This is a genomic window from Jiangella anatolica, from assembly GCF_003236295.1.
GTDB lineage: Bacteria > Actinomycetota > Actinomycetes > Jiangellales > Jiangellaceae > Jiangella > Jiangella anatolica.
In genome coordinates this window covers 1-23,516 of record NZ_POTW01000057.1, presented here as the reverse complement: position 1 = coordinate 23,516, position 23,516 = coordinate 1, and the positions used below count along the sequence as shown (strand labels likewise).

Below are 23,516 nucleotides of genomic sequence, written 5' to 3'. Positions count from 1 at the left end.
CGGACATCCTGCCGGTGACCGCGACCACTTGACACGGCGATGTCGCAGGTGTTTCTTTATGACTAACTTTAGTCGTGAAGGAAGTGCCGGATGCCCGTTCCCCGCGGTGACCTCACCCGCTCGGCCGTGCTGGCCGCGCTGGGCACGTCCGGCCCGCTGAGCAGGACCGACATCGCCCGGATGCTGGGGGTGAGCCCGGCCACCGTCACCCAGATCGTGAAGGACCTGGTGGCGCGCGGGCTGGTCGCCGAGGTCGAGCACCGGCCGTCTCGCGGCGGGCGCCCGGCCGTGCTGCTGGGGCTGGTCGGGTCGGCCGGGCGGGCGCTGGGCGCGAAGGTCGCGGCCGACCACGTCGCCGTCGTCGACGTGGGGCTGGACGGGCAGGTGCGGCAGTCCTGGGAGTGGCCGTTCGACGCCATGGCGGCCGACGCGCCGGACCGGCTGGTCGACCTGTTGCGGCCGCTCGTCGACGAGTCCAGCAACGACACAGCCGACGAGACCGCTGCACCGGTTTTAGGCATCGGCATCGGCGTTCCCGGCGCGGTCGACGACCAGGAGACGGGGGCGGTCGACGCGCCGACGCTGGGATGGCGCAGCCTCGCGCTCGGGGCCCGGCTGCGGGCCGCGCTGCCGGTACCCGTCCTCGTCGAGAACGACGTCAACGCGCTCGCCGTCGCCGAGCGGCTGTACGGGCGCGGCCGCGAGCACCGGAACTTCCTCGTCGTGACGATCGGCCGCGGCGTCGGCGCCGGGCTGGTCGTCGACGGGAGCGTCTACCGCGGCGCGGGCGGCGGGGCCGGCGAGTTCGGCCACTTCCCCGTCCGGCCCGACGGCCCCCAGTGCTCCTGCGGCAACACCGGCTGCCTGGAGGCGTCGGTCGGGCAGGACGGGCTGCTCCGCGCCGCCCGCGACGCCGGCCTCGACGCACCCGACGCGACGATCTACGCGGCGGCCGGCGAGCTGTTCGGCCGCGGCGTCGCCGGGCTCATCAACGTCATGGACCCGGAGGTCGTGATCGTACTCGGCGAGGGCACCCGCGCCTGGGAGCAGTGGCGGCCGGGGTTCGAGCCGAGCCTGCGCTCGCACCTGATGGCGTCGCGCCGCGGCGTCCCCGTCGTCGTCGAGTCCTGGGACGACACGTCGTGGGCGCTGGGCGCCGCGGCGCTGGTCCTCGCGACGCCGTACGACGCGGCCGGCGCGACCGGCGGCCAGGGCGAACTGGTGCGAGCCCGGCTCGGCGGCGCGCTCGCGGGAGAGCTGCCATGAACCGTGGGACGCCGAGCCGGCGGCGCAACCGCAACACGCTGCGCTACGGCGGCAACCGGCTGCGCTACGCGGGCATCGTCGCGCTGTTCCTGGCGCCGAGCCTGGTCCCGCTGACGCTGTTCACGCTGGTCCCGATGGTCAGCTCGCTGTGGGTCGCGCTGCACGACTGGAACCTCATCACGCCGATGGAGTTCGTCGGCCTGGACAACTTCCGCGACCTGCTCACCGACGGCGGCACGTGGGCGGCGTTCGGGCACACGCTCGGCTACATCGCCGGCTACCTGCCGCTGGTCTACCTGCTCGGGCTGGCCGCGGCGCTCGCCCTCAACACCGCGCTCAAGGGACGCAACGTGTTCCGCGCGGCCTACTTCCTGCCGGTCGTGACGAGCTGGGTCGTCGTCGCGCTGCTGTGGCGCTGGCTGCTGAGCCCGGCGAACGGCCTGGTCAACCACCTGCTCGGACTGGTCGGCATCGACGGCCCGGGCTGGTGGACCGACCCCACGTGGGCGATGCCGTCGGTGATCCTCGCGTCGGCCTGGAAGGACCTCGGCTTCGTCATGATCATCCTGCTGGCCGGGCTGCAGGCGATCCCGGGTGAGCTGTACGACGCGGCGCGGGTCGACGGGACCAGCGCGTGGCAGCGCTTCCGCTACGTGACGCTGCCGCTGCTGTCGCCGTCGACGTTCTTCGTGGTGGTGATCTCGCTGATCAACGGCTTCCAGGTGTTCGACCAGGTGTACGTGATGACCGGCGGCGGGCCGGCCGGCTCGACCGAGGTCGTCGTCCAGCAGATCTACGACCTGACGTTCCGCTACGGCCGGGCCGGCGACGCGTCGGCGTTGTCGTGGCTGCTGTTCGTCGTCGTCCTGATCGTGACGATCGTGCAGGTCCGCGGCCAGCGCAGGTGGGTGACCTATGCGTAGAGCACTCCTCTACCTGGGCGTGACGGCCGGCGCGCTGGTCATGCTGTTCCCGTTCGCCTGGACGCTGATCACGTCGATCACGCCGGGCGCGGGGCTGGGCACACCGGACCTGGTCCCCGACGACCCCGGCCTGGACGCGTACCGCACGCTGCTCGACGCGATGCCGTTCTGGCGGATCCTGGCCAACAGCCTCTGGATCGCCGTCGCCTCGACGTTGCTGCAGCTCGTCACCAGCGCGATGGCCGCGTACGCGTTCGCCCGGCTGAACTTCCCCGGCCGCAACGCGCTGTTCCTCGTCTACCTCGCGACCCTCATGGTGCCGATGCAGGTGCTCGTCGTCCCGCTGTTCATCGAGATGCGCGAGCTGAACCTCGTCGACACGTACGCCGCGCTGCTGGCCCCGTCGATCGCGTCGGCGTTCGGCGTGTTCCTGCTCCGGCAGGCGGTCGCGCAGGTGCCGATCGAGCTGGACGAGGCGGCGACGATCGACGGCGCCGGGCACCTGCGCATCTTCGTCTCCGTCGTCTGGCCGCTGATCCGCCCGGCGCTGGCCACGTTCGCCGTCCTGGCGTTCATGTCCAGCTGGAACAGCTTCCTCTGGCCGCTGGTCGTCATCCGCTCGCCGGAGCTGATGACGCTGCCGCTCGGTCTGTCCACCCTCCACGGCCAGTTCACCACCGAGTGGGACGTGGTGATGGCCGGCTCCGTGATCAGCATCGTCCCGATCGCCGTGCTCTACCTGGCGGCGCAGAAGTACGTCATCCAAGGCGTGGCCCGCTCCGGGCTCAAGTGAATGGAGTTCCCATGACTCACCCGATCCGGCTCGGCGCCGTCGCCGCCGCGGCCGCGCTCCTGGCCCTGTCGGCCTGCTCGCAGGGGTCCGCGACCCGCGAGGACGGCGGCGAGGACGGCCAGACCGTCGTCCGCTACATGGAGTTCTCGTCCAACGGCGGCAACGAGCAGAACCTCGAGGCCATCGTCGCCGCGTTCGAGGAGGAGAACCCCGACATCGACGTGCAGGTCGAGACGACCCCGTACGCCGACTACTTCACCAAGCTGCAGACGGCGGTCGCCGGCGGCACCGAGGCCGACGCGTTCGAGCTGAACTACGAGAACTTCGTGACCTACGCCGACAGTGGCGCGCTCGCGGAGCTCGACGTCGACGGCGGCGCCTACACGCCGTCGCTGCTGGAGGCGTTCCAGCACGACGGCGCGCAGCTCGGCCTGCCGGAGTCGTTCAGCGACGTCGTCCTCTTCTACAACAAGGACCTGTTCGCGGCGGCCGGCGTGCCGGAGCCGACGGCGGACTGGACGTGGGAGGACGAGCGGGCCGCCGCCGAGGCGCTGACCGACACCGCGGCCGGTGTCTGGGGCGACTACCAGCCGGCGACGTTCCACGAGTTCTACAAGGCGCTGGCCCAGGCCGGCGGGGAGTTCCTCACCGAGGACGGCAGCGCGACGGCGTTCAACAGCCCCGAGGGCGTCGCCGCTGCGACGTGGCTGGCCGGCAAGTCCGGCACCGTCATGCCGACCGAGGCCGAGGGCGCCGGCACGCCGGACTTCGACTCGACGCTGTTCCGCGAGGGCAAGCTGGCCATGTGGCACAGCGGCATCTGGATGTTCGGCCCGCTGGCCGACGTCCCGTTCGAGTGGGACGTCGTCGTCGAGCCGGGCGACGCGAACCGGGCCAGCGCGATGTTCACCAACGGCGTCGTCGTGAGCGCGAACAGCGAGCACCCCGAGGAGACGCAGGCCTGGCTGGAGTTCCTGACCTCGTCCGACACGACGGTCGACACCCGGCTGAGTGCGGGCTGGGAGCTGCCGCCGATCGCCGACGAGGCAAAGCTGGCGCCGTACCTGGAGCAGACCCCGCCGGCGAACCGGCAGGCGGTGTTCGACGCGCTGGAGGAGACCGTGCTGCCGCCGGTGATCGTCCGCCAGCAGGAGATGCAGGACGCCGTCACCGAGGAGCTGGGCAACGCCGCCGCCGGCCGCAAGACCGTCGAGCAGGCCATCGCCGACGCCGCCGCAAGGGTGGACGAGCTGCTGTGACCGAGCTGGTCGCGCTCGCCGAGGCGAGCCACCGCGTCATCGCCACCCATCAGGCGCCCTCCGGCGCCTACCCGGCCAGCCCGACGTTCAGCGCGTACCGCGGCTACAGCTGGTTCCGCGACGGCGCGTTCATCGCCGAGGGCGCCAGCCGCTACGGCGACGCCGACGGCCCGGCGGCGTTCCACCGCTGGTGCGCCGACGTGCTGGCCAAGCGGACCGACCAGGTCGACGCGCTGGTCGCGCGTTCTGCCGCCGGGGAGCACATCCCGGTCGCGGACCTGCTGCCGACCCGGTACACGATCGACGGCGGCGTCGGGAACGATCCGTGGTGGGACTTCCAGCTCGACGGCTACGGCACCTGGCTGTGGGCGCTGGCGGCGCACGCCGACCGGCACGGCCCGGTCGACGGGGTGGACGCCGGGGTGGCGACGGCGGTCCGGTACCTGACGACGTTCTGGGCCCGGCCCTGCTACGACTGGTGGGAGGAGCACGTTGACCACCGGCATGTGTCGACTCTGGGTGCGATCCGGGCCGGCCTGGCGGCGGCCGGGTCGCATCCGGCGCTGGCGGGCGCCCTCTCGCCCGCCGAGCGCGAGGCGGCGTCGGCGTCGGCCGAGGAGATCGACGCGCTGGTGCTGTCGTCCGGCGTCGCGGACGGGCACCTGACCAAGTGGCTCGGCGCGGCCGACGTCGACGCGAGCCTGCTGGCCTGCGTCGTCCCGTTCGGGCTGGTCGCCGTGGACAGTGTCCTCGGCCGGGCGACCGTGGCCGCGGTCGAGGACGCGCTGAGCGTCGGCGGCGGCGTGCACCGGTACGCGGCCGACACGTTCTACGGCGGCGGTCAGTGGCCGCTGCTGACGGCGTTCCTCGGCTGGAACCACGCGGCGGCCGGCCGGGTCGAGGACGCCTGGGCCTCGCTGCGGTGGATCGCGGCGCAGGCCACACCGGACGGTGAGCTGCCCGAACAGGTCGGGCACCACCTGCTGGCGCCGGAGCGCGAGCAGGAGTGGATCGACCGCTGGGGCGCGGTCGCGACGCCGCTGCTGTGGTCGCACGGCATGTACCTGACGTTGGCGGCCGAGCTCGGCCTGGTGGGAGTGGCGCGATGATCCGGCACCGTCCGTTCGGCTCCGAGCACCCGTACGCCGTCACCGGCGACCAGCGGGTGCCGCCACTCCCGGTCGACGGCGAGACCTGCGAGCTGCGGGTGCGCGCGTCGGCGTCCGTGACGTCGATCGTGTGCGAGTGGTCCGGGCCTGCCGGAGTGGAGACGTGGCCGCTGCTGGCGCCGTCGACCTCGTCGGCGGACGACGTGGCCGGGGACGGCGGGCATCTGGCCGCCGCTCAGGCGCGGTCGCTGGCGGACCGGTCGTTCTGGTCGGTCACGACGCCGCCGCTGGCCGCCGGGGCGACGTATCGGTACCGGTTCGTCGCGACCCTCTCGTCCGGCGCGGTGCGGCGGACGCGCTGGTTCTCCGTGACCGCGGGTGCGTGGTCGTCCGCCGGCGGGCGTCTGGACGTCGGCGGGGATCGGCTCGTGCCGGGCAGCGTCGAGTGGCTCACCGGCCCGGAGGGGCCGCGGCGGGTCCGGTTCGCGCTGCGGCTGGCGCCGGACGAGCACGTGGTCGGGTTCGGCGAGCGGTACGACGCCGTCGACCAGCGCGGCCGCACCCTCGACGCCGTCGTGTTCGAGCAGTACAAGGCGCAGGGCGCGCACGGGCGGACCTATCTGCCGATGCCGTTCGCGCTGGTCATCGGCGCTTCCGGTGCGTGGGGACTCCACGTCCGGACCGCGCGGCGCACCTGGTACGACGTCGGCGCGACGACGCCGGACCGGCTGGTCGTCGAGGCCGACCTGGACAGCGACGACGCGCTCTCCGTCGGCGTCTACACCGGCACGCCCGCGTCGGTGGTTCAGCAGTTCGTCGCCGAGGTGGGCCGGCCGGAGCCGCTGCCGGACTGGGTGTTCCGGCTCTGGGCCAGCGGCAACGAGTGGAACACGCAGGCCCGGGTGATGGCCGAGCTGGACGCCCACCGTCAGCACGACATCCCCGTCGGCGCGCTGGTCATCGAGGCGTGGAGCGACGAGTCGACGTTCACGGCGTTCCGCGACGCTCGGTACGAGGTCAACGAGGACGGTGCGCCGCACCGGCTGGCCGACTTCGCCTTCCCCGCCGACGGCGCCTGGCCCGACCCGCGCGGGATGGTGGACGAGCTGCACTCGCGGGACGTCCGCGTCCTGTTGTGGCAGATCCCGCTGCTGAAGATGCGGCCGCACCCGCGCGGCCAGCAGGCGGCCGACGTCCGCGCCGCGGTGGCCGGCGGGTACGTCGTCACGGAGGCCGACGGGCGTCCGTACCGCAACCGCGGCTGGTGGTTCCCGCTCGCGCTGATGCCGGACCTGTCGTCGGAGAAGGCGCGTGAGTGGTGGACGTCGAAGCGGCGCTACCTCGTCGAGGAGCTGGGGATCGACGGGTTCAAGACCGACGGCGGCGAGCACGCGTGGGGACGCGACCTCGTGCACGGTGGTGGCGTGCTGCGCGGGCTGGCCGGGAACAACCGGTTCCCCGTCGAGTACGCGCGGGCCTACGGTGACCTGCTGCGCTCGGCCGGCAAGGCGCCGGTGACGTTCAGCCGAGCCGGGTTCACCGGCTCGCAGGCGCACGGCGCGTTCTGGGCCGGCGACGAGGACTCGACGTGGTCGGGCTTCCGCTCGGCGGTGGTCGCGGGTGTGACGGCGGGCGCGTGCGGGATCGTCTACTGGGGCTGGGACCTGGCCGGCTTCTCCGGCGAGGTGCCGGACGCCGAGCTGTACCTGCGCGCCGCGGCGGCGTCGGCGTTCATGCCGATCATGCAGTACCACTCGGAGTTCAACCACCACCGGACCCCGGCCCGCGACCGCACCCCCTGGAATGTCGCCGACCAGACCGGCGACGAGCGGGTGCTGCCGGTGTTCCGCCGGTTCGCGCACCTGCGGGAGCGGCTGGTCGAGTACCTGTCGTCGTCGGCCGCCGCGGCGGTGGCGGGCGGGGCGCCGCTGATGCGCGGCCTGTTCTTCGACCACCCGGGTGACCCGGCTGCCTGGTCGGTCGCCGACCGGCAGTTCCTGCTGGGCGACGACCTGCTGGTCGCGCCCGTGCTGTCCCCCGGCGCGTCGACCTGGGATGTCTACCTGCCGGCCGGCTCGTGGGTGGACGTCTGGACCGGCGCTCCCGTCGAGGGCGGGCGGACGGTGACGCGGCCGGCGCCGATCGACGAGGTCCCGGTCTACTGCCGCGCGTCGGCCTGGCCGACGTTGAGCGAGGTGTTCGCCGACCTGCCAGGCTGACCACCATGACTTCCCGCATCTCGCACACGAGCATCGACTGCGCCAACGCCTACGAGCTGTCGGAGTGGTGGAAGCAGGTCCTCGGCTACGTCGACATCGCCGACGACCCGAACGCGCCGGGTCACGAGGAGTGCATGATCCAGGCGCCGGACGGCAGTCACCGGGTGCTGTTCATCGAGGTGCCGGAGGGCAAGACTGCTAAGAACCGGCTGCACTTCGACCTGCGGCCGACCGACCGCACCCAGGACGAGGAGATCGAGCGGCTGCGCGGCATCGGCGCCACCGAGGTCGCCGACCACCGCGGCAAGTACGGACCAGGCACCGGCTGGGTCACGCTGGCCGACCCGGAGGGCAACGAGTTCTGCGTCCTTCGCAGCGACGCCCAGCTGGCCGCGGCGGCCGCCCAGCCCTGAGCCCCGGTTCGACGAATCGACGGAAGTTCTGTCGACGAAACGAGTGGTGATGCCCGGCTTCCTGCCCAGGCTCGCCCGGCCGCGAACCGGACATGCCGGGGCGAACGGGAAGTTCATCCGGGGTTCATGTGGACGACGGCCCGGAGGCGGATGCTGCGCGCCCGGCACCTGTTGGCTGTCCGGAGTCCTGTCATGCCACGAGGAGGGCCGGTGCCGCACGTCCACCGCCGCCGGCTGGTCGCCGCGCTCGCGACCGCCGCCGTCACCGCCGGAGCCGCCGCGGGGGCCGCCGTCGTCGCGGCGCCGCCGGCGGGGGCGCACCCGTTCGGGCCGCCGCTGGCGGCGCGGCTGAACGCCGACGGGGCGGAGGTGGCGGTGACCTGGACCGCCGCGGAGGACGACTGGGTCAACCTGGGCGAGTTCATCGGCGCCTTCACCGGCCAGACCGACCAGACCGGCGGCACCGGCGAGCAGCTGACCGGCGCCGAACTGCTGGCCCGCTCGGACAACCTGCCCAGCTACCTGCTGTCGCACTTCGTCATCGAGCAGGACGGGCGGCCGTGCGAGGGGCAGGTCACTCAGCTGCAGGACCTGCTGACCCTCGGCGCCCAGATGGTCTACAGCTGCCCCCAGCCGGTCGACGCGGTCGAGCTGACGGTCACGACGCTCACCGACATCAACGAGAACTACCGCACGGTCGTCACGTCCGGCGACACGTCGGCGCTGTTCACCAGCAGCACCGCGACGCAGGAGTGGCGGTTCGAGGCGGCGGGCGGCAGTGGAACGGCACGGACGGCGCTGGTCGCGGCCGGCGCCCTCGTCCTCGCCGCCGTCGCCGGCGCCCTGCTCTGGTGGCGCCGCGCCGCCGCGCCGCAGACCGCGGAGGTCGCCCGGTGAACTGGCTCTACGAACTCGACGACCGGCTGATCGCGCTCTTCGACAACCCGGGCGTCTGGTGGGCCGGACTGGTCGTGGCCGTCGTGGTGGGCTGCGCGCACGCCGTCGCGCCCGGGCATGGCAAGACCATCGCGGCCGCCTACCTCATCGGCGCGCACGCGCGCTACCGCGACGCGCTCGTGCTGGGCGCGATCGTCGCGGGCATGCACACGTTCTCGGTGCTCGTGCTGGCGCTGGGCTGGGTCGGGCTGACGGCGTCCGGCGGCACCGACACCGAGCTGCTCACGTCCTGGCTGCAGGTGATCTCCGCGCTGATCGTCATCGCCGTCGGGGTGGGGCTGCTGCGACGGTACGTGCGCAGCGTCCGGTCGGTGTCGGCGCCCGAGCTGGCCGCCGCCGGACGTGGTCACGGGCACGGCCATGGTCACGGACATGGCCACGGTCACGGCCATGGTCACGGGCACGAGCCGCCGCCCGGGGTGGCGCCCTGGTCGCGACGGGGTCTGGTCGCGCTCGGGCTGTCCGGCGGCCTGCTGCCGTCGCCGTCGGCGTTCCTGATCCTGGTCAGCGGCATCCTCACCGGCCGGACGGCGTACGCGCTGATCCTGGTGGTCTGCTTCGCGATCGGGCTGGCCGGGACGCTCACCGCCGTCGGCCTGCTGGTGATCAAGGGCAGCACGATGCTCGGCGAGTCGGCGCACCGGTCGCACCGGCTGGCCCGGATCGCCCGCGGGGTGCCGCTGCTCGCCGCCGTCGGTGTGACGCTGGGCGGGCTGACCTACCTGGTCGTCGGCCTGGGCGCGGTGGCCGGCGCGTCCTGAGGCGCTACCGCGCGGCGAGCTCCAGGAAGCCGTCCTGGACCAGCGTGCGCATCTGGGGCAGCAGCTCGGCCCGCAGCTTCACCGCGTCCACCGACAGCACCGTCGCCAGTGCGTCGGCGATCACGCCCGCCGGCAGCGTCCCGTCGCAGGCGCCGACGAACCCGGCCTCGGCGGTCCCGGCAGTGACGGCGCGCAGCAGGCCACGCCGCTGCCGCAGCACGATGTGCTCCGGATCCTCCTCGCCGGGCCGGCCGACCTGCTCCTGCACGACGTCGTCGGCCTGCACGAGCCGGGCGTCCCACAGCGCCGCGTCGGAGACCCGCAGACCCGTCACCCGGTCGAACCAGGCGCCGACGGCGGGACCGAGCGGCTGCTCGACGGCGTGCGGCCACTCCTCGATCCGGACCGACGGATCGGCGGCGCCGGTGCGGCGCAACGCGATCCAGCCGAACCCGATCCCCTCGACCGACTGCTCGTCGAACCAGCGCAGCCAGTCGGCGTAACGCTGCGCGTAGCCCGCGTCGCCGACCTCACCGGAGTCGCGCAGCCACAGCTCCACGTACTCGGCCGGGTCCTCGACCTCGCGCTGGATCACCCAGGCGTCGCACCCGGTCCCCTCGACCCACGAGCCGAGCCGGTCGCGCCAGTCCAGGCCGCGCACGTGCGTCCAGTTCGCCAGCGACTGCAGCAGCCCGCCCTCGGACAGGTGCCGGGCGCCGTCGACGACGACCCGGCGGGAGATCTCGTCGCCGGGCAGGCCGCCGTCGCGGTACACGTGATGGCCGCCGGGCGAGACGACGAACGGAGGGTTCGTGGCGATCAGGTCGAACGTCTCGCCGGCGACCGGCTCGAACAGGCTGCCGTGGCGCAGGTCGACGTCCAGGCCGTTGAGCCGGACGGTGAGCGCGGCCAGCGCCAGCGCCCGCGGGTTCACGTCGGTCGCGACGACCCGCTCGCTGTGCCGGGCGAGGTGCAGGGACTGCACGCCGCAGCCGGTGCCGAGGTCGAGCGCCCGCCCGGCCGGACGGCGGACGGTGAGCTGGGCGAGCGTGCTGGAGGCGGCGTTGAGACCGAGGACGTGGTCGTCCGGGATCGGCGCCCGCTGGCCGTCCATGCCCGGCGTCAGGTCGGCGACGACCCACCAGTCGCCGGCGTCGTCGGCGTACGGGCGGATGTCGACCGCGGCCCGGACGGTGTCGCCGTCGGCGCTGGCCTCCAGGATGCCGCCGGACAGCAGCGGCTCGACCGGGAGCACCCGCTCCAGCAGCCGCCGCTCGACCGGCGCCTGCAGCGACCAGAGCCGGGCCAGCAGCGCCAAGGGCTCGTCCGACCCGGCGACGGCGAGCCGGCCGGGAGTGGTCTCGTTGCGGTCCAGGGCCGCCGACGCCCGCGGTCCGAGCAGGTCGCGCACGCCGTCGACGGTGTACCCGGCCTCCGCCAGCGCGTCGCGCACGCGGGCGACGTCGGCGTCGGACAGGCCGGGGTGTGGTGTCGTCACGCCGGTATTCTTTCGTGGTGACGCAGAACCCGTTCGGACCCGACGTCATCGCGGCCGTGAGCCGCCACATGAACGACGATCACGCCGCGGATTCGCTGGTCATCGTCCGTGCCCTCGGCGACACGCCGGAGGCGACCGCGGCCCGCATGACGCACCTCGACGGCACCGGCGCCGACTTCGCCGTCACGGTCGGCGGCGCCGAGCGCACCGTCCGGGTGCCGTTCTCGCGGCCACTGACCGAACGGCCCGAGATCCGGCAGGAGATCGTCCGCCTCTACACCGAGGCCGCGGCCGCCCTCGGCGTCGAGCCGCGCACCGAGGACTGACGCTGCCACGCGCGGTCGGCGTCCGGATCCGCTACGCCGACGTCCCGGCGGCGGTCCGCGACTGGGTGTCGGCGTCGCTCGGCGCGCCCGTCGTGGCGACGCACGAGCAGACCGGCGGCATGTCGCCGGGCTGCGCGACCCGGCTGACCACCGCCGGCGGCCGGCGGGTGTTCGTCAAGGCGGTCGGCGCGTCGCTGCAGCCGGACACGCCCGTGCTGTTCCGCCGGGAGATCGACGTGCTCGGGTCGCTGCCGCCGGCGCCGTACCGGCCGGCGCTGCTGGGCGCCTACGACGACGGCGACTGGGTCGCGCTGCTGCTCGAGGACGTCGACGGCCGGCCGCCTGACCTCGCCGACCCGCACGGCGTCGACGAGGCCGCCGTCCGGGCGACCGTCGAGCGGCAGGCCCGCGAGCTGACCCCGGCGCCGGCCGGCACTCCGGCGATCCGGCGGCTGCCGGACGTCGCCGAACGCTGGCGGGAGCGCTGGGCCGACCTCGCCGGCGCACCGGACCACGTCCTGCCGCCGTGGACGGCCGGCCGGGTCGCCGAGCTGTACCGGCGGGTCGCGACGCTGCCGGAGCGGCTCACCACCGAGTCGCTGTGCCACTGGGACGTGCGCGAGGACAACCTGCTGATCCGGCCCGACGGCTCCGCGGCGATCGTCGACTGGGGCATGGCCTGCCTCGGCCCGTCCTGGGGCGACGCGTTCGTGCTGGCGCTGACCTGGATGGACACGGCCGCGTTCGACTCGCTGACCGCGGCACTGCCCGTGGACCCAGAGGTCGTGACGGACCTGCTGCTGGCGTTCGCCGGAGCTCAGGCCTGGCGCGGCGCGCAGCCGGAGCAACCAGGGCTGCCGACGCTGGCCGCGTTCTGCCGCGCCGAGGCCGCCCGCGGCTTTGCCGGCGCCCACCGGCGGCTCGGCCGCTGACCCCGTAGCCGCACGTCAGGTCGCGACGGCCACCGGCTTGGAGCGGTCGGCGAGCAGCTTCACCGCGAGGCCGGCCAGGACCGAGCCCATCACCCAGCGCTGCGCCCGCAGCCACACCGGCCGCGAGCCGAGGAACGACGCCAGCGAGCCGGCGGTCAGCACGATCAGCCCGTTCACGGTCAGCGCGACGGCGATCTGGGTCAGCCCGAGCACGACGCTCTGCGCCGCGACGCTGCCGCGGGCCGGGTCGACGAACTGCGGCAGCAGCGACACGTAGAGGATCGCGATCTTCGGGTTGAGCAGGTTCGTGACCATGCCCATCGTGAACAGCCGGCGCGGCGGGTCCGGCGGCAGCGGCTTCGGCGCGAACACCGACTCACCACCAGGCCGGATCGCCTTCCACGCCAGCCACAGCAGGTACGCCGCGCCGGCGATCTTCAGCGCCGTGTACAGCGCCGGCACCAGCGTGAACACCGCCGCGATTCCGGCCGCCGCGGCGAGCAGGTAGACGAAGAAGCCCGCCGCGACGCCGGTCAGCGAGATCAGCCCGGCCCGGCGGCCCTGGGTCACCGATCGCGACACCAGGTAGATCATGTTCGGTCCCGGGGTGAGCACGAGGCCGAGCGCGACGGCCGTGATCCCGAGCAGGGCTGCGGTGTCCACCATGCTCGATCCAACCCGCCGCGGTCCGGTTCGATTCCACCGGCGGTTGAGGGTTCGACGCCGCCCACCAGGGGCGCGGCGGCGCGAAGTCTCCGGGACGACTTCAACGACACGATGGAAGTCATGACTCTCGACACGGAGAAGACGCTGGTAGATCGACGATGGTGGACGCTGGCGGTGGTCAGTGCGGCGCAGCTCCTGGTCGTCCTGGACAGCACGATCGTGAACATCGCGCTGCCCTCGGCGCAGGAGGCGCTGGCGATGGGCGACGGCGACCGGCACTGGGCGATCACCGCCTATGCGCTGACGTTCGGCGGGCTGCTGCTGATCGGCGGGCGGGTCAGCGGGGTGCTCGGGCATCGGCGGGCGTTCCTGATCGGGCTGCTCGGCTTCGCCGCCGCGTCCGCGCTGGGCGGCGCCGCAGAAGCACCGGGGCTGCTGTTCGCCGCCCGCGCGCTGCAGGGCGTGTTCGCCGCGCTGCTCGCCCCGGCCGGGCTGTCGTTGCTGGCGACGACGTTCACCGGCCGGGACCGCGGCCGCGCGTTCGGGGTGTTCGCGGCGGTCGGCGCGGCCGGCTCGGCGGTGGGGCTGATCGCCGGCGGACTGCTGACGGAGTACGCCGGCTGGCGCTGGTGCCTCTACGTGAACGTGCCGGTGGCGCTGCTCGCGGCGGCGGGCGGCGGGCTGGTGCCAGGCGACCGGCCGGTCGGTGGACGGGGCCGCCTCGACGTCGGCGGCGCGCTGCTCAGCCTGACCGGCTTCGCCGCGCTGGTGTACGGGTTCGCCCGGGCCGAGTCGCTGGGCTGGCAGTCGGCGGAGGTGTGGACACTGCTGGCCGGCGGGCTGGCGCTGCTGGCCGCGTTCGTTCTGGTCGAGGCCAGGACCGCGGCGCCGCTGCTGCCGCTGCGGGTGCTGCGCGACCGCGGCCGGTCCGCCGCGTTCGTCGCCGTGACGCTGCTGTTCGTGGCGATCTTCGGGTTCTACCTGTTCATGAGCTTCTACACGCAGACGGTGCTCGGGTACTCCCCGGTGCGGGCCGGCCTGACGCTGATCGTCAACGCGCTCGCGGCGCTGGCCGGGTCGATGCTGATCGCCGGGCGGTCGCACGGGCGGGTCCGGCCGGCGGCGCTGATCCTGCCCGGCCTGCTCGCGGCCGCCGCCGGCATGCTGCTGCTGACCCGGCTGGACGCCGGCACCTCGCACGTGTTCGTGCTGTACCTGCTGCCGGCCCTGGTGCTGACGGGGCTCGGCCTGGGCTGCGTGCTGTCCCCGACGGCGAGCCTGGCCACCGAGGGCATGCGCGGTCACGACGTCGGCGCCGCGTCGGCCGCCTACAACGCCGCGCAGCAGGTCGGCGCGGCACTGGGGACGGCGCTGCTGAACACCGTCGCCGCTGCCGCCACCGCCACGGTGGTCGCGGCGTCGCCGGCCGCGGCCGCCGTGCACGGCTACACGACCGCGCTGGCCGTCGGCGCCGCGATCCTGCTGGCGGCCGCCGCACTGACGGCGCTCCTCCTGGTCCCGGGACGCCGACGGTCCCGGCCGCTCCGCTGAGAGCGACCGGGACCGTCAGGTGACGCCGTCAGGCGCGACGGCGGCGATCGTAGAGCGCGACCGCGATGCCACCGGCGAGCAGCATCAGCCCGGCGACGAGGATGACCAGCGGGTCCGTGCCGGTGTCGGGCAGGTCGCCGTCACCGTCCTCGGCGCCGCCGTCCGTCCCGTCCGCCGAACCGCCGGCGTCGCCGCCGTCCTCGCCGGAGCCGCCGTCGTCGCCGCCGGGTGCGGCGGCGACGACGTTGAACGGCGCCGACGCGGTCCGCTCGGAGTCGGCACCGGTCAGCGTGACGGTCGCCGCTCCGACCGGCGAGTCGGCCGGGACGGTCCACTCCAGCGTCACCGCGCCGTCGGCGTCGGTCGTCCCGGTGACGGTGACCGGCTCGGCCTGCGCCGCCTCCGCCAGCTCCGAAGCGCTGACGAACTCCAGCGGCACCCGCAGGTCGAACGCCCGGTTGGCCGCCGAGCGGTGGTCGGTGCGCAGGTAGAGCACGCACCCGGCGTCGCAGTCGGCGTACTCGTCGGCCGCGACCAGCGCGATCGACGTCTCGGCGACACCGTCGGCGATCGGCACCACGATGTCCTCGCTCCCCGGGTACGGGAAGTTCGTGATCCACCGCGACGTGCCGGACTCGCCGGTCGTGTCGGCGCCGCCGATCGCCGGCGTCGCGACCTCACCGGGGCCGTTGTCGATCGCCGTCAGCAGGTAGAACCCGGCCGGGGCGTCCGGCGTGTTCTCCTCGCTGGTCGGCGCCAGCCCGGTCAGCGTGACCTCCAGCTCGCCGCCGTCGACGACCAGGAGCTTGCCGTCGCGCTGGACCAGCGGGTTACCGTCCGCCGGCCGGACCGTGACGGCCTGGCCGTGGTCGTTCTCGAACGTGAGCTCCTCGGACGCGGCGTCGACGACGATGGTCGCCTCGACGTCCTCCTCGGCGCCGAAGTCGGTGCCGTGGAACGTGACCGTCTCGCCCTGCCGGGCCGACTCCGGGTCGACGGTGACCGCCGGCTCCGGGTCCGGCTGCGGCTCCTCGTCCGACTCCTCGACGGTGAACGCGGCGCTGGCCAGCGACGACGCCTCGACGACGAGGTCGACGGTGTGCCCGCCGGCCGCGAGGTCCGCCGGGACGGTCCAGCCGATCTCGACCGTGCCGTCGTCGCCCGCGGTGCCGGCGCCGGCCTCGACACCAGTGGCCCGGACGTCGGCGGCGTCGGCCGCCGCAACCGGGACGCTGAACGTGACCGGGTCCAGCTCGGTGCCCGCGGGGTAGAAGTCCGCGAACGCCGCCACGCCGTCCGCCGTCAGCGCCGCCGGCACGTCCGACGCCGCCACGACGCCGTCGGTCACCGTCACCGGGTGATCGGTGAAGTCCAGCGCCGCCAGCTCGACGTCGTCGTAGGTCACCAGCTCACCCGAGTCCAGCGACTTGCTGACCACATCGGCGACGAGCACGCCGCCGGAACCGTCGACCGAGACCCGCGGGTCGGCGATCGTCAGCTCCAGCAGCGGGCCCGCGCCCATGTCGTGGCCGGAGAAGTAGACCTCGCCGCCGAACGCCAGCTCGGTCTCGTCACCGGATCCCTCGCCGAACCGGAACGTCCCGTCGTCGTTGCCGACGGCCGGGTCGCGCACCTCGATGGAGCCGTGCGCGATCGGCCCGGTGATGTAGTTCCGGAACGACTCCTTCACGCCCCAGTCGAGGCTGCCCTCGCCGGCCGGCGCCTCGTCCCGGTCGACGACCGCCGTCACCGTAGCGCCAGGCTCGAACCCGGTGCCGGTGAACGTGACCGGCTTGCCCTGCACGACGGGGTCCGGCGTGACGGTGACGGCCGGCTCCGGCTGCGGACCGGGGTCGTCCGCGAACGTCACCGGAACCAGCACGTCCTGGCTGCGGTCGGCCCGGTAGTCCACCGGCGTCGCGTCGGACGCCTGCGCCGAGCTGAAACCGGCCAGGTAGCAGGCGGTCGTCACGCAGTCGACGCCGCTGCCGGTCACGGTGCCGGCCACGACCAGCGTCCGCGACAGCGTGCCGTCCGCGCCGGCCTGCACGACCTCGTGCTGCAGCCAGCCGGTCGGCCAGCCGTACTCGGGGTCCTGCTCGGCGTTCGCGGTGAACGCGAGCGAGATGCGGCGGTTCGGCGCGAAGCCGGTCCCGTCGATCCGCACCTCCGTGCCGATCGCCAGCTCGTCGGCCGGGGTGACGGTGAGCTGTGGCGTGCGGACGTCGGCGAACGCGATCGGCGTCTGCTTCGTGTACGCCGGGTCCGCCGCGGCGTCGACCGGCGACGTGTACACGGCCAGCGTCGTGCCCGGCTCGACCTGCCCGGTCGTCAGCGTGACCTCGAACGTGCCGAGCGCCGCCCGGGCGAACGAGAGCAGGCCGCCGACCGGCTCGAACGTGACGGTCTCGACCGGGTCCAGCGCCGGCACGCTGCCGTCGCCGGTGACGACGCCGATGCCGACGCGCAGCCCGCCGGCCAGGTCGCCGGGGGCGAACCCGGACCCGGTGACGGTGATCTGGTCGGCGTACGGGTCGAGGTCGGCGACCTCCGACACGGTGACCGACGGCGCCGGCGGCTCCGCGTCGTCGTCGATCGGGACGGTGAACGTGACGGCGTCCAGCGCGGTGCCGGCGGCGTAGAAGCCGGCGAACGCCCCGGCGCCCTCGGCCGTCAGGGCCGCCGGCACGCCGGACGCCGCGACGACGCCGTCAGTGACCATAACCGGGTGGTCGGTGAAGTCCAGCGTCGCGAACTCCACGTCGTCGTAGGTCACCAGCTCGCCGGAGTCCAGCGACTTGCTGACCACGTCGGCGACCAGCACCCCGTCGGAACCGTCGACCGAGACCCGCGGGTCGGTGATCGTCAACTCCAGCAACGGGCCTGCGCCCATGTCGTGACCGGAGAAGTAGACCTCGCCACCGAACGCCAGCGCGGTCTCGTCACCGGAACCCTCGCCGAACCGGAACGTGCCGTCGTCGTTGCGGACAGCCGGGGAACGCACCTCGATCGAGCCGTGCGCGATCGGCCCGGTGATGTAGCTCCGGAACGACTCCTTCACGCCCCAGTCGAGCGTGCCTTCTGCGGCCGGCTCGTCGTCGGCGAACGTGATCGGGACGAACACGCTCTGCGTCAGGTCGGCGCGCCCGCTCGGGAAGACGGCGACCGTGCACTCGACCTCGCGGCAGTCCACCGTCGAGCCGTCCTGCGCGGTGAAGGTCGGCGCGATGCCGTCCAGCCGCAGCGCCCACGCGCCGTCGCCCTCGCCGGGAACCAGCTGGCTGGTGCCGGCCGGGTTGCGCGGCAGCTCCCGCGGGTCACTCACGTCGCCGCGGGCCGTGGTCTGCACGACCAGCAGGTGGTCGCCGGCGATGAAGCCGGAGCCGTGCAGGTGCGTGGCGCCGCCCTCCGCCGGGAACTCGGTCGCGTCCAGCGTCGCCGACGGCTCGGGCCGCTCGGCGTCGTCGAACGCGATCGGCGCCCAGGCGTCCTGGCTCCGGTCGCCCGCGGTGCCGAAGTCGGTCGCCAGCAGCACGCACTCCACGACCTTGCAGTCGTAGACGTCGCCGCCGCCGTCCGGCACGAACCGCGAGGTCACGGCGTTCAGCGTGGCCGGGACGAGGAACTCCCCCTCGGCCGTCGTCATGACCCGGGCCGAGCCGGCCGCGGCGGGCCAGGTCGACGGGTCCGTGCCCTCGACCCGGACCGCTTGGACGACCTCGATCGCCCGCTGCGGCGCGAAGCCGCTGCCGGTCACCTCGATGGTGTTGCTGCCGGCGTTGTCCAGGTCCGCCGACGCCGACAGCGTCAGCGATGGGGCGGCCGGCTCCTCGGTGACGGTGAGCGGGACGGACAGCTCCTGGTCCGCGTTCGTGGTGCCGCCCGCGGCGTACGTGTAGACACCGAGCGTGGTGTCCGCCGGCCACTCGACCGGCTCGCCGGTCGTGCGGTCCGTCGGCTTGGCCAGCGTCAACTCGGCGGTGAAGGTGCCGTCCGCCTCGATCTCGGCCCACTGCGCCCGGATCGCGTCCTGGTACTGCACCGGGACCTGATCCAGCGCGGCCTGCGCCAGCGCCCACTTCTGCGCGCCGACGGTACGGCTGCTCGACGGGGCGCCGGCCGAGGGCTGCCAGGTGTCGGCGAACGAGCCGAACACGACGTACGCACCCGCGGGGACGCCGGCCGGGATCGGCGGACGGTTGCCCTCCGGGGCGACGTTGCCATTCGGGTCGAAGCCGCTGCCACGCACGACGATCGTGTCGCCGTAGGTCAGCTCGGCCTCGGCCACCGGCGTGGTGCCGTCGGCCGCGAACACCTCGATCGACGGCTCGAAGACCGGCTCACCGTCGGCGAGCGGGATCGCCACCTCGGCATCGTGGCTGCGGTCGCCCGGCGTCGTGCTGAACGTGGCGAGCACGTAGTCCTTCGCCGGGTCGAGCTGCCCCTTCTCGACGTACAGCGCGGCGTCGAAGAACCCGTCGGTGAAGTTGACCGAGTGCATCTCGCTCCACGTGACCGTGTCGGTCTCGCGGTCGAATGTGTCGTCGCGCGCGGCCCAGACGTCGGCCTCGACGACGGCGAGCGTCACGGTGCTGGTCGGCACCGGGTAGCCGCCGCCCACCGCCGACAGGACGATGTAGTCCGCGGCGGGATCGAACTCGGCGCCCTCGGGGAAGGCGAGGGTCGGCTCGCTCGGCGCCGGCAGCACGGTCAGCTCGGCCGGCTCCGTGACGACGTCAGCGCCGCGGCCGTTGCCGCCGACCGCGCGGACCAGCAGGCCGTCCTGGTCCGCCGTCACGCCGGTCAGCTCGACGTAGCTGCTGGCGATGCCGGCCTCACCGTGGTCGGTCCACGTCGCGCCGCCGTCGGTGCTCGTCTGCCACTGGTACGTGGGCCGCGGCCAGCCGGCGATGTCGGCGGCGAACTGCGCCTTGTAGCCCTCGAACGTGGTCACGTCGAGCGGCGACGACCACAGCTCCGGCGCCGCGGCGTCCTGCACCTGCACACCCGCGGCTTCCGACGTCAGCGACGTCGTGCTGTTCGTGATGATCACCCGCACGTAGGTGCCGGTGTCGGCCGGCGTCACCCCCGGCAGCGTCAGCGTGGCGCTCGTCGCGCCGTCGACGTTCTGCCAGTCGGCCGCGCCGGGCGCGCGCCGCTGCCACTGGTAGGTCAGCGCGTCGTCGCTCTCGGCGGTGACGGTGAACGTGGCGTCCTCGCCGGTGACGGCCTGCGCCCACTGCGGCTGCTCGGTGATCGTCACCGGGTACACGTCGACGAACTCCGGCACGCCGCCGTCGAGGTCGAGCAGCACCGGCAGCGGCGGCTTGTTCGGGTCCGCGCTGAGGCCGCTGGTGTGCCAGTACGACGACAGCCCGGTGCGGTAGTGGAAGTCGACGATCGGCGTCGGCCAGGAGCCCCAGTTCGGGTTGGCCGCCTTGGCCTCGTCCGGGATCGCCGACGTCTCGCGCCGGCCGGATGCCGGGTCGGCCGGGTCGTTCAGCGGGAAGTAGTCGACGCCCTGGTAGACCGGGGTGCCGGTGAGCGCGCCGTCGACGACCTCGACGCCGTCCAGCTCCAGGATCGTGACGTCCTGCTCCGGGTCCAGCGGCTCCTTGACCGTCGGGTCCTCCATCGACGACGCGAAGCCGCCGACCTCCGCGGTGATGACGCCGTGGCCGTCGGCGTCGACGGTCAGCCGCGGGTCGCGGACGTACCACGGCACCATGCCGCCGTAGGAGTAGATGGTGAACGCGCCCGTCCACGAGATCGTGCCGGCGCCGTCCGCCTCGATCCGCCCGGTGCCGCCGGTGAACAGCGCGCGCTGGTTGATCTTGTCATCGGCGACCGGGTAGCAGCGGTTCTCCGCCGTCACCGCGGTGGCGCGGCCGTCGGCCAGCCGCTTGAGCAGGTAGACGTCACCGTCCTGGGTCTGGTAGCTGGCCTCGGTGCCGTCGGCGACGCCGGCGACGAAGAAGCTGCAGCCGCCGGCCGGCGAACCGTACTGCGAGACGAGGTTGATGCCCCACTCGAACGTGGCGGCGGTGACGTCGATCGGCTCCGGGTCGCTGTCCTCGGTGACGGTGAGCGGGACGGACAGCTCCTGGCCGGCGTTGGTCGTGCCGCCGGCGGCGTAGGTGTAGACGCCGAGGGTCGTGTTCGCCGGCCACTCCACCGGCTCACCGGTCGTGCGGTCCGTCGGCTTGGCCAGCGTCAGCTCAGCCGTGAACGTGCCGTCGTCTCCGATCTCGGCCCACTGTGCGCGGATCGCGTCCTGGTACTGCGCCGGGACCTGGTCCAGCGCCGACTGCGCGAGCGCCCACTTCTGGGCGCCGACGGTGCGGGCGGACGACGGGGCGCCGGCGGACGGTCGCCAGGTCTCGGCGAACGAGCCGAAGACGACGTACGCACCCGCGGGGACGCCGGCCGGGATCGGCGGACGGTTGCCCTCCGGGGCGACGTTGCCGTTCGGGTCGAAGCCGCTGCCACGCACGACGATCGTGTCGCCGTAGGTCAGCTCGGCCTCGGCGGCCGGGGTGCTGCCGTCCGCGGCGAACACCTCGATCGACGGCTCGAAGATCGGCTGCTGCTCCTCCAGCGTCGCGGTGAACGTGAGCGGGTCCAGCGCGGTGCCCGCGGCGTAGAAGTTCGCGAACGCCGGCACGCCCGCGGCGGTCAGCGTGGCCGGGACTCCCGTCGCAGACACCGTGTCACCGTCGAACGTCAGCGGGTGGTCGGTGAGGTCGAGGTCGGCCAGCTCGACGTCGTCGTAGGTGACCAGCTGGCCGGAGTCCAGCGACTTGCTGACCACGTCGGCGACCAGCACGCCATCGGTCGCGGACGTGACCGTGACGCGCGGGTCGGTGACGGTGAGCTCCAGCAGCGGGCCGGCGCCCATGTCGTGGCCGGCGAAGTAGACCTCGCCGGCGAAGGACAGCTCGGCGGTGCCGGCGTCGGGGTCAGCGGTGCCGGTCCCCTCCGTCGCCCCGGCGAAGCGGAACGTGCCGTCGGCGTTGCGCGTCGCCGGGTCGCGGACCTCGATCGAGCCGTGCGCGATCGGGCCGGTGATGTAGTTGCGGAACGACGCCTTGACACCCCAGTCGAGCGTGCCGCCGGTCGTGTCCGTGGGCTCGGCCGACGCGACGGGCGCGGCGCCCGCGACCAGCGTGCCGGCACCGAGCGCCGCGGCGAGCAGCGTCGCCACGGTCCGTCTGAACGATGTGGTCCTCACGGTCGGTTCGTCTCCTCGGTACGACGACGGCGGACGGCGACGGCCGCCACTCCGCCGCCGAGCAGGGCCAGGCCGGCCAGCGCGGCCGGGATGATCGAGGCGCCGGTCTGGGCGAGGTTCGACCCGCCGCCGGCCGCTGTGGTGCTGGAGGGGCCCGGCGTCGAGCCGCCCTCGCCGCCGGTCCCGGTGCTCGCGAACGTGATCGGGATCAGCACGTCGGCGCTGCGGTCGGCGGTGCGGGTGTGGTCGGCGCGGGTGCCGACGACGCAGCCGTTGGGCGCCTGCGCGGGGTCGAGGCAGTCGGTGAACTCGTCGCTCGCGGCGACGCTCAGCTGGACGTCGAACGAGCCCTTGCCGCCGACCTCCTCGAACGGCGTCGCCAGGCCCTCGCCGTAGGACGGCGGGTTGGACGAGATCCACGCCGACGCACCGCCGCCGCCCTCCATGTCCGCGCCACCCAGGCACGGCGTGGGCTGCTGACCTGCGCCGTTGTTGACGCAGACGACGACGTAGATGCCCTTGGTGAGGTCGTAGCCCTCGCCGTGGACGGTGATCGTCTCGCCGGCCGGGTCGAGTCCGTCGACCTTCGAGACGGTGATCGTCTGGCCCTCCGGCCCGGTTCCGGACGCGGCTGCCGCGGTGCCGGCAAAGCCCCCCGTCGCCAGGATCACCACCCCTACGGCCGTGACGAGTCGACGGCGATGCGAGCGCCGTCGGGAAACGTTCGACATGTCCCACCCTTCAACCTGATGTCAGGTTCTGCGGATCAATGAGGCACGATATCGGTATAGGTAAGGCATACCTACATTGGGGTAGGCAAACCTAAGATGCAATACTTGTCTCATCCGCAGTGCCGACCCGGAGGAGAATCCGTGCCGACCACCCGTACGCCGGCCGAGGCCGAGCCCCGAACGTTCTCCCAGGCCCTGCGCGAGCGCAGCTGGCCCCTGCACGACGTCGCCAACGGCGCGGAGTTCATCAACGCGCTGATGGAGGGGCGGATCAGCCGCGAGGGCTACACCGCGCTCGTCACGCAGCACCACTTCGTCTACGAGGCGCTGGAGTCCGTCGCCGCCGGCATGCGTGACGACCCGGTCGCCGGGCCGTTCGTCACCGACGACCTCACCCGCGGGCCGTCGCTGCGGGCCGACCTCGCGTTCCTGCTCGGCGACGCCGACGCTATCGACGACCTGGAGCCGCTGCCGGCGACCCGCCGCTACGCCGACCGGATCCGCGAGACGGCGCAGTGGCCCGGCGGCTTCGTGGCGCATCACTACACCCGGTACCTGGGCGACCTCTCCGGCGGACTGGCCGTCGGCACGCTGGTGGCGCGGACGTACGGCTTCCCGGCCGGCGGCGACGGCGTGCGGTTCTACCGGTTCGACGCGATCCCCAAGCCACGCCCGTTCAAGGACGCCTACCGGGCCCGCCTCGACGCGGCGCCGTGGAACCCCGACGAGCGGGAGCGCGTGATCGACGAGGTGGTCGCGGCGTACGGGATGAACACGGCGATCTTCCTCGACCTCGGCGCGGCGCACCCGGCGACGCCGCCCGCGGCCGGCTGACGTGGTGCGGTGGGGGTGGCGGGGGCGCCTGGCTCTTATACACATCT

17 protein-coding genes are annotated in these 23,516 nt (G+C 73.5%); 13 read left to right on the top strand and 4 right to left on the bottom strand.

Annotated elements, in window-relative coordinates:
• The first annotated feature begins 90 nt into the window (after positions 1 to 90).
• The 9 genes from C1I92_RS20940 (at position 91) to C1I92_RS20900 (ending at position 9,700) form a co-directional block, all read left to right on the top strand.
• Complete coding sequence (locus C1I92_RS20940) at positions 91 to 1,266, top strand: ROK family transcriptional regulator (RefSeq protein ID WP_111256594.1); 1,176 nt, start codon at positions 91 to 93, stop codon at positions 1,264 to 1,266.
• Positions 1,263 to 2,189, top strand: coding sequence for a carbohydrate ABC transporter permease (locus C1I92_RS20935; RefSeq protein ID WP_111256593.1), 927 nt, complete (start codon positions 1,263 to 1,265; stop codon positions 2,187 to 2,189). Before C1I92_RS20940 ends, C1I92_RS20935 begins: the two co-directional genes overlap by 4 nt.
• Positions 2,182 to 2,982 carry a carbohydrate ABC transporter permease gene (locus tag C1I92_RS20930; RefSeq protein WP_111256592.1) on the top strand — a complete coding sequence of 267 codons (801 nt, stop codon included), beginning with the start codon at positions 2,182 to 2,184 and terminating at the stop codon, positions 2,980 to 2,982. Before C1I92_RS20935 ends, C1I92_RS20930 begins: the two co-directional genes overlap by 8 nt.
• A gap of 11 nt (positions 2,983 to 2,993) precedes the next feature.
• The gene (locus C1I92_RS20925) at positions 2,994 to 4,241 is read left to right on the top strand and encodes an ABC transporter substrate-binding protein (protein WP_111256591.1); all 1,248 of its coding nucleotides are present in this window, start codon (positions 2,994 to 2,996) and stop codon (positions 4,239 to 4,241) included.
• Entirely contained in the window at positions 4,238 to 5,350 is a 1,113-nt protein-coding gene (locus tag C1I92_RS20920; protein ID WP_111256590.1) for a glycoside hydrolase family 15 protein, read from the top strand. The genes C1I92_RS20925 and C1I92_RS20920 overlap by 4 nt, the downstream gene beginning before the upstream one ends.
• Positions 5,347 to 7,569 (top strand): glycoside hydrolase family 31 protein, encoded by a 2,223-nt coding sequence (locus tag C1I92_RS20915; protein ID WP_111256589.1) that lies wholly within the window; start codon positions 5,347 to 5,349, stop codon positions 7,567 to 7,569. Before C1I92_RS20920 ends, C1I92_RS20915 begins: the two co-directional genes overlap by 4 nt.
• A 5-nt stretch (positions 7,570 to 7,574) precedes the next feature.
• Entirely contained in the window at positions 7,575 to 7,982 is a 408-nt protein-coding gene (locus tag C1I92_RS20910) for a VOC family protein (protein WP_111256588.1), read from the top strand.
• 210 nt (positions 7,983 to 8,192) lie between these two features.
• A complete protein-coding gene (locus C1I92_RS20905; RefSeq protein ID WP_111256587.1) occupies positions 8,193 to 8,879 on the top strand; it encodes a hypothetical protein in 687 nt (228 codons plus the stop codon).
• Entirely contained in the window at positions 8,876 to 9,700 is an 825-nt protein-coding gene (locus tag C1I92_RS20900; protein WP_111256586.1) for a HoxN/HupN/NixA family nickel/cobalt transporter, read from the top strand. Before C1I92_RS20905 ends, C1I92_RS20900 begins: the two co-directional genes overlap by 4 nt.
• Positions 9,701 to 9,704: 4 nt before the next feature.
• Here the strand turns inward: C1I92_RS20900 and C1I92_RS20895 are convergent, their stop codons facing one another.
• A complete protein-coding gene (locus C1I92_RS20895) occupies positions 9,705 to 11,198 on the bottom strand; it encodes a DUF7059 domain-containing protein (RefSeq protein WP_111256585.1) in 1,494 nt (497 codons plus the stop codon).
• Positions 11,199 to 11,266: 68 nt separating this feature from the next.
• On the opposite strand from C1I92_RS20895, the gene C1I92_RS20890 reads away from it, so the two are divergent.
• Complete coding sequence (locus tag C1I92_RS20890; RefSeq protein ID WP_438940534.1) at positions 11,267 to 11,524, top strand: DUF2470 domain-containing protein; 258 nt, start codon at positions 11,267 to 11,269, stop codon at positions 11,522 to 11,524.
• A 65-nt stretch (positions 11,525 to 11,589) separates the two neighbouring features.
• Positions 11,590 to 12,456, top strand: a complete 867-nt coding sequence (locus C1I92_RS20885) for an aminoglycoside phosphotransferase family protein (protein WP_111256583.1) — start codon at positions 11,590 to 11,592, stop codon at positions 12,454 to 12,456.
• 15 nt (positions 12,457 to 12,471) lie between these two features.
• Here C1I92_RS20885 and C1I92_RS20880 read toward each other — a convergent pair whose 3' ends face one another.
• Entirely contained in the window at positions 12,472 to 13,122 is a 651-nt protein-coding gene (locus C1I92_RS20880; protein ID WP_111256582.1) for a LysE family translocator, read from the bottom strand.
• A gap of 120 nt (positions 13,123 to 13,242) precedes the next feature.
• Here C1I92_RS20880 and C1I92_RS20875 point away from each other — a divergent pair, with 120 nt between their 5' ends.
• The gene (locus tag C1I92_RS20875; protein ID WP_111256614.1) at positions 13,243 to 14,673 is read left to right on the top strand and encodes an MFS transporter; all 1,431 of its coding nucleotides are present in this window, start codon (positions 13,243 to 13,245) and stop codon (positions 14,671 to 14,673) included.
• Positions 14,674 to 14,701: 28 nt separating this feature from the next.
• Here the strand turns inward: C1I92_RS20875 and C1I92_RS20870 are convergent, their stop codons facing one another.
• Positions 14,702 to 21,904: an HtaA domain-containing protein gene (locus C1I92_RS20870; protein ID WP_111256581.1), complete on the bottom strand. Its 7,203-nt coding sequence runs from the start codon at positions 21,902 to 21,904 to the stop codon at positions 14,702 to 14,704.
• The gene (locus tag C1I92_RS20865) at positions 21,901 to 22,578 is read right to left on the bottom strand and encodes an LPXTG cell wall anchor domain-containing protein (protein WP_199521436.1); all 678 of its coding nucleotides are present in this window, start codon (positions 22,576 to 22,578) and stop codon (positions 21,901 to 21,903) included. Before C1I92_RS20865 ends, C1I92_RS20870 begins: the two co-directional genes overlap by 4 nt.
• A 198-nt stretch (positions 22,579 to 22,776) precedes the next feature.
• Between C1I92_RS20865 and C1I92_RS20860 the strand changes: the two genes are divergently transcribed.
• Entirely contained in the window at positions 22,777 to 23,469 is a 693-nt protein-coding gene (locus tag C1I92_RS20860; protein ID WP_199521435.1) for a biliverdin-producing heme oxygenase, read from the top strand.
• Positions 23,470 to 23,516 lie beyond the last annotated feature (47 nt).

Coding starts and splice junctions, on each gene's coding strand:
- C1I92_RS20940 (WP_111256594.1), top strand. CDS start 91: ATGCCCGTTCCCCGCGGTGACCTCACCCGCTCGGCCGTGCTGGCCGCG.
- C1I92_RS20935 (WP_111256593.1), top strand. CDS start 1,263: ATGAACCGTGGGACGCCGAGCCGGCGGCGCAACCGCAACACGCTGCGC.
- C1I92_RS20930 (WP_111256592.1), top strand. CDS start 2,182: ATGCGTAGAGCACTCCTCTACCTGGGCGTGACGGCCGGCGCGCTGGTC.
- C1I92_RS20925 (WP_111256591.1), top strand. CDS start 2,994: ATGACTCACCCGATCCGGCTCGGCGCCGTCGCCGCCGCGGCCGCGCTC.
- C1I92_RS20915 (WP_111256589.1), top strand. CDS start 5,347: ATGATCCGGCACCGTCCGTTCGGCTCCGAGCACCCGTACGCCGTCACC.
- C1I92_RS20910 (WP_111256588.1), top strand. CDS start 7,575: ATGACTTCCCGCATCTCGCACACGAGCATCGACTGCGCCAACGCCTAC.
- C1I92_RS20890 (WP_438940534.1), top strand. CDS start 11,267: ATGAACGACGATCACGCCGCGGATTCGCTGGTCATCGTCCGTGCCCTC.
- C1I92_RS20880 (WP_111256582.1), bottom strand. CDS start 13,122: ATGGTGGACACCGCAGCCCTGCTCGGGATCACGGCCGTCGCGCTCGGC.
- C1I92_RS20875 (WP_111256614.1), top strand. CDS start 13,243: ATGACTCTCGACACGGAGAAGACGCTGGTAGATCGACGATGGTGGACG.